This is a genomic window from Allobosea sp. 10N428 (genome assembly GCF_056394545.1).
Genome location: NZ_JBFTIC010000027.1, coordinates 1 through 5,199, shown reverse-complemented (window position 1 = coordinate 5,199; position 5,199 = coordinate 1). Strand labels below are relative to the sequence as shown.

At 61.1% G+C, this 5,199-nt stretch carries 6 protein-coding genes; 3 read left to right on the top strand and 3 right to left on the bottom strand.

The genetic code is table 11. The annotated features are described in order from the left end of the window. Positions 1-162: 162 nt before the first annotated feature. On the bottom strand, positions 163-420 hold the full coding sequence (locus AC1DDA_RS27270; protein ID WP_476798082.1) for a BrnA antitoxin family protein: 258 nt from the start codon (positions 418-420) through the stop codon (positions 163-165). A gap of 184 nt (positions 421-604) precedes the next feature. On the opposite strand from AC1DDA_RS27270, the gene AC1DDA_RS27265 reads away from it, so the two are divergent. Beyond that, positions 605-1,123 carry a cupin gene (locus AC1DDA_RS27265; RefSeq protein ID WP_476798081.1) on the top strand — a complete coding sequence of 173 codons (519 nt, stop codon included), beginning with the start codon at positions 605-607 and terminating at the stop codon, positions 1,121-1,123. An 82-nt stretch (positions 1,124-1,205) separates the two neighbouring features. Beyond that, positions 1,206-1,703: an MOSC domain-containing protein gene (locus AC1DDA_RS27260; protein WP_476798080.1), complete on the top strand. Its 498-nt coding sequence runs from the start codon at positions 1,206-1,208 to the stop codon at positions 1,701-1,703. On the opposite strand, the gene AC1DDA_RS27255 is transcribed toward AC1DDA_RS27260, so the two are convergent. Further along, on the bottom strand, positions 1,681-1,863 hold the full coding sequence (locus tag AC1DDA_RS27255) for a hypothetical protein (protein WP_476798079.1): 183 nt from the start codon (positions 1,861-1,863) through the stop codon (positions 1,681-1,683). The genes AC1DDA_RS27260 and AC1DDA_RS27255 overlap by 23 nt on opposite strands. Positions 1,864-2,539: 676 nt before the next feature. Here AC1DDA_RS27255 and AC1DDA_RS27250 point away from each other — a divergent pair. Further along, positions 2,540-2,749, top strand: coding sequence for a hypothetical protein (locus AC1DDA_RS27250; RefSeq protein WP_441514568.1), 210 nt, complete (start codon positions 2,540-2,542; stop codon positions 2,747-2,749). Positions 2,750-4,089: 1,340 nt separating this feature from the next. Here the strand turns inward: AC1DDA_RS27250 and AC1DDA_RS27245 are convergent. Then, positions 4,090-4,296, bottom strand: a complete 207-nt coding sequence (locus tag AC1DDA_RS27245; protein WP_441514576.1) for a hypothetical protein — start codon at positions 4,294-4,296, stop codon at positions 4,090-4,092. Positions 4,297-5,199 lie beyond the last annotated feature (903 nt).

Sequence of the window (5,199 nt, the reverse complement as noted above, 5' to 3'; positions counted from 1 at the left end):
AGACAGGGCCTCGCGGTCAATCTCGGAATGCGTGGCCTTGTAGTGCCCGGCGGCGTTCATCAGGTTGCACAGCGCCAGCTCTGCCGCAGCGAGCGCGGCTTCGCGGCTAGGGCGCGGGCTTCGGCTTGGTGAGCGCGATCAGCCAATTCGCTGGCCTTATGATCAGCCGTCGTTCGACGAGTTTAGCTCTTCCGGCCTCAGTCCGTCGTCGAGGGTTGCTGGCATCGCCTTTCTGAGAGCGTCGTTGATCCCGTCCTGCCAACCGGGGCCGCCATCCTGAAAGTGCGCCAGTACTTCGCTGTTGATCCGAAGAGTAACCATTTCCTTGGCGCCCGGCAGAACGGTACGCTTCTCGATTTGCGCAGGTGGCGCCACCTTCGGCGCGGCGAAAAGGGCTTCCGCCTTGTCGCGAGCGCTCATTGGGCGGCGCGTTCGATGGTTGCTCATTACGTCCTCATACCAAGTCGCTGGCTCAATCATACCAGGCTTGTCGTCAATGATCTTGAGGGTCCTTTTGGTGGGTTCTGGGAATCAAAGCAGCCTCCCCCGAGGAACGGCCATGCGGCGACGGCGTTAAAAGCTCGTCCTTGGGAGATGTCCGTTTATGCAGACCACCGTGACCGCCCTGCGTTTCGAGCCCTGGAGCTTCGTGCCCAACAATCCCAGGCTACCCGCGCTGATCTATGAGGGGGCGTTCGGTCCCGATGCTGCCGACCTGGCGACGCTGATGGAAAAACGGTTCTCCGAAAATGGATGGCCGCCGCAATGGCGCGATGGGATCTACGAATTCGATCACTATCACTCACAGGGGCATGAAGTCCTCGGCATCGCGGCAGGGCACGCGAAGCTCATGCTGGGTGGCGATACCGGCCGGGAGGTCGATGTGACAGCCGGGAACGTCGTAGTCCTGCCAGCCGGAACAGGTCACCGCTGTCTCAGCCAATCTGACGATTTCCTCGTTATCGGCGCATACGCGCCCGGTCAGACCGGCGACATCGTGCGTGAAGAAGCCACGTCGGCCATGATCCAGAGGATCGCAATCTTGAGCTTCCCGCCGCGGGATCCCGTCGTTGGAGACGACGGCCCAATGCTTCGGCTATGGGCTGATGCGAGCGTTCCTTGAGCGATCGGGCTTATTCCGGAGCTGAGAAGGATCAATGCCTCTGCACCCCTCCTCCCCGCTCGCGCGGCTCCTGAACGCTCCCATGAAGACTGGGCAGGTTGTGTGGCTGGGTGTTCGACCGGGACGCAGCGAACCAATGGTCGCGCTCCAAAGGGCCGATTTTGACGTCTCCCAAGGGCTTGCTGGCGATCGCTACACCCGCGCCGCCGGCAAGCGCCAAGTGACTCTGATCCAGAGTGAACACCTCGCCGCGATCGCCAGCTACCTTGGCCACACACAGGGATCCCTGGACGAGTTGCGTCGGAATGTCGTCACCCGCGGCATCAATCTGCTCGCACTGAAGGATAAGCGCTTCAGAATCGGTTCCGCGATCCTCGAAACCACGGGGGAGTGTCACCCCTGCTCCCGGATGGAGGAAAACCTCGGCGTTGGAGGATACAATGCCGTTCGCGGCCATGGCGGCATCACAGCCTGCGTCATAGAAAACGGTTCGGCCTGCGTCGGTGACGTCGTAGCAGAACATCTTGAGCTGCTTTCAAGCGGGTGCGAGAATCCGCCTATCGCTCTTTTAGAGCGGTGATTTCCTCGTCGCTCAGCTGCCTTCCGGCAACCGTCATCGCTTCAAGCCGACCAGCTTTTAGATCGGCGCGAATTTCTCGAAGGGCCGCAGCCAGGTCCGGATACTCGATTTGGTAGGTAGCCACGAGTTCGCCGCCGCGCTTCACATCCTGCCGCAGCATCACGAGACCTCACCATCTTCGAGGTCACTCATTCGTCCTCACAGCGGCTGAGCATTATTCCGGACGGCAGTGTGAAATAACACTCGTCCTCAAAGTGCACGGGAGTGCCATCTTCGAGCGTGTAGGACGTCAGCGACAGGCCGGGCCATTCTCGCCAGACGACGACCTTGTAGCGTTTGCCGTCTTTGTCGCGGCAGTGCTCAGTATGGAGTGCGCGCCGTACTTGCGTCGGTCGCTTGTTCGGGCCGTCGGCTGAGCGCTGCGAATACCGCTCCCAGCGGCCAGCGTGTAGGACGCGGCGAGATAAGTAGCCCGGTCGCGCTCGCGCTGCGGTCCGGCTCATCGACCAACAGCCGGATCCGGCGCCACAGTGACGGCAATTCCATCGTTCAGGTCGTGCTTGGAAACCTAAGCTGAGAATCCCGAACGGGACGGCATTGCTCTTCGCTGGCACCGAGCCCGCCCCCGCCTAGCGACGAGGTAAAAAAAGGCGCCGAGCCACACATGCCATGGGAGGAGAAAACGGCAGCTCGGCGCCACGCCGCATCGAAGGCGCTCGGATAGAATGGCTGGAAATCGTGAACGATCCACGAACGACCGGAATCTGCCCAGTTGAAGCGTGACAGGGCGAAATTTGCTAGATTGAGCCTTCCGATCCAGATGCTACGCTAGCGCCATGTCTGAGAAGCCGTCTGTTGAAATCCCGGTTGTGAAGCCGACAATGGTCCAAGTGAGCGGCGACCCGCGCGGCGACGCCCTCATCAGATTCGAGACAATCGGTGACTCCGACCTCCTGCTCGTCCTGCCGATGACGGCGCTTGTGGCGCTCGAGGCCATGCTCGCCAAGGCCAGCCAGGAGCAGGCCAAGCATCAGCCGAAGCAATAGCCGTAGAAGCGCCCGTGCCCGCCGAAGTAAGACTGGGCAAAGTCTTCGCGCCGAGATCGACCGGCATGCGGAGCTCCAAGGCGAACGGCCGATCGACCGAAAACGACGAACCCCGCCATGGTGGTGGCGGGGTTCGCTTGGGCCTCCAGCCCCTTGCTCGAGATCGAGCACTTCTCTGAAATGTGGCTTGAAAACGCGACCTAGCGCGTTGGGTTCCAAAACGCAAAAAGCCCGGCCCCGCATGGCGAGACCGGGCTGAATTCGGTAGTGGCAAGTGTCCGTCAATCAGACGATCAGCAAGGTGATTGAACCCAAGTTCGCCATCTGCGGTTGACGGACAACACGCTCGGCGCGCTCAGGTCGATCTTCAACCTGCTCATCGTGAGCGTCATCAAAACGCGCAAGAAGGGAGCCGCATCGGGGTGACCGTGAAGCGACTCCCTACCGCCTTCCGAGGATGGCCCCCTAAACACGCCGATGAAGGATTTCACCGGCGCTCGAAAGCGGCAGGACAAAAACCGGGGAAAGTCGGAACGGTTCCCGTGCGGCAACTCACGATCGGGCCAGTCTTGGACCGCAATGATCTCTGTGCTGAGCTGCTGCAATCGGCGGGAAGCACCGGCCACGCCGTTGGCACCTTGGCTGGTCGCCTGGGCTGGGCGCGAGGGTCATGAGAGCCCGGAAAATAACCTCGTGCGCCTCGGCAAGAAGCCGCGCAGCGTTCTCCGTATTTTCGGGTTCACTGATGAGCATCGGCTACGAACGCGGCATGATAAAAACACGACCTTGAACGCAAGGTTCCGGAATGACGCAGAAGATGCCGAGCAATTGGGACGTTAAACGTCGCTTGCCCTAACCCCGAAACACCGGACGCTCCCGCTCAACTACCAATTTGGCAGCAACTCCGACGATACCCGCGCCGGGTACCTTTTCTGCGATCTCTCGGACGTCGATCCAGCCGCTCTCTTCTACAGGCTCCGCGTGGTCTGCGACGACGGCACGCATCTCGTCGTTGCAGTCATGCATTCCAGCGACCGCTACCTTGCCGTCATCGGACGCGTGTCCGCGCCACGCGAGCCGCAATAGAAAAAGGGAGCCGGCGGCTGGGGGGCTAGACCGACTCCTTCGATGGCCAAGAAGAACCATCCCCACCTCGCAGCTGACCGCGCCAGTGGCGTACAGCCAACGATCAGTTCACCCGCTCGGTTCCGCAATTCCAGTAAAAAATTTCAGATCATGGGTCGTTCGACTCGAATGACCTCCACAGCATGAAAAGGCCTCGCCGGCCGGCCGAAGACCAGCAGGCCACGCTTGCATCGGGAACGAAGGCATCGAGCCGGTCAGCGCGTCGCGCGTCGCGTCGCCCGCACAACGGTAGGCGCTGTAACGGCACCCGCTGCTCCGCCGACGACCGCGCCAACCGGGCCCCCTACTGCTGCGCCGGTGCCGGCTCCAACCGCGGCTCCGCCGACGCGCTGCTCGGTGGTGTTGCAGGCGGTCGTCATGATCGCGGCAGCAATCAGTGCAGAAAAAGTCAGGGCATTCATGGTGCATCCTCCTTTGGCCATGAACACGCGCCGAAGATGGCAGTTCCCCAAAACGCAAAAAGGCCCGATCCACTTTCGGAGACCGGGCCAACTTAAGTGCATACGCAGCGACGCCGACGTGCCGTCTCCGCGTTTCTGCTTAAGCCGCCGAAATGAAAAATTGTGATCTGAGGGTACTATTGTGATGCGGTGTCGGGCTTGACGGGCCAGGTTAGCTGGGGCGCGGTCGCTTCGAACTCTTCGACCGCCTGTTCAACGACGCAACTATGAACGCCCTGTTGCCAAAGCGACGCGACTATATAGGCAAGCCGCTCCCGCTCGCCTGGCGCTTTCAATGGATCGGATCCGTGCCGCTCAACGACCATCGCCCAGGCTCTGTCCAGCGATCGTTGAAGAATATCCAGCTCTTCCGGTGACGCGAAACTAAATGGCAAAATCCATCCCCCCCCGCTTCTTAAAGCGGTTCTAGGGTATCGGACGGAAACGACAAAGTGCCCCGGCGCTCCAGATGGAGAGCCGGGCAGAGTTCGACAGGGAGGAGCCGGTTAGGCCAGCGGGCGGGGTGTTTCACCTATCTCGAAATGCGAGGCGAATTCGATAGCGCGCCCCACAGTACGCCTGCGGAAACGGCCCCAGTGAAAGGGTCGACAAAAATCCCAGCGACGATCCCCAGCGCCAACGCGACACGACAATATAGGCGGGCCTTTCAACGAAAAAAGGCCCGGCGCCGCGACAGCGGGCCGGGAGCCGCCCAAGGAGGGCCGCCCCTTTACGAGGGAGAGGCGACGGCCGGGATTAGGACATCCATCTGCCGAAGTACCAGCCGAATCCGACTGCAAAAAGCATCCCGGCCGAGACACAGATCAACAGGACCATGGTTCCCAGGGAACCATCGAGATTAGC

Bases quoted from the DNA above. Each gene is read 5' to 3' on its own strand.
- AC1DDA_RS27270 (WP_476798082.1), bottom strand. From the start codon at position 420: ATGAGCGCTCGCGACAAGGCGGAAGCCCTTTTCGCCGCGCCGAAGGTG.
- AC1DDA_RS27265 (WP_476798081.1), top strand. From the start codon at position 605: ATGCAGACCACCGTGACCGCCCTGCGTTTCGAGCCCTGGAGCTTCGTG.
- AC1DDA_RS27260 (WP_476798080.1), top strand. From the start codon at position 1,206: ATGAAGACTGGGCAGGTTGTGTGGCTGGGTGTTCGACCGGGACGCAGC.
- AC1DDA_RS27255 (WP_476798079.1), bottom strand. From the start codon at position 1,863: ATGCTGCGGCAGGATGTGAAGCGCGGCGGCGAACTCGTGGCTACCTAC.
- AC1DDA_RS27250 (WP_441514568.1), top strand. From the start codon at position 2,540: ATGTCTGAGAAGCCGTCTGTTGAAATCCCGGTTGTGAAGCCGACAATG.
- AC1DDA_RS27245 (WP_441514576.1), bottom strand. From the start codon at position 4,296: ATGAATGCCCTGACTTTTTCTGCACTGATTGCTGCCGCGATCATGACG.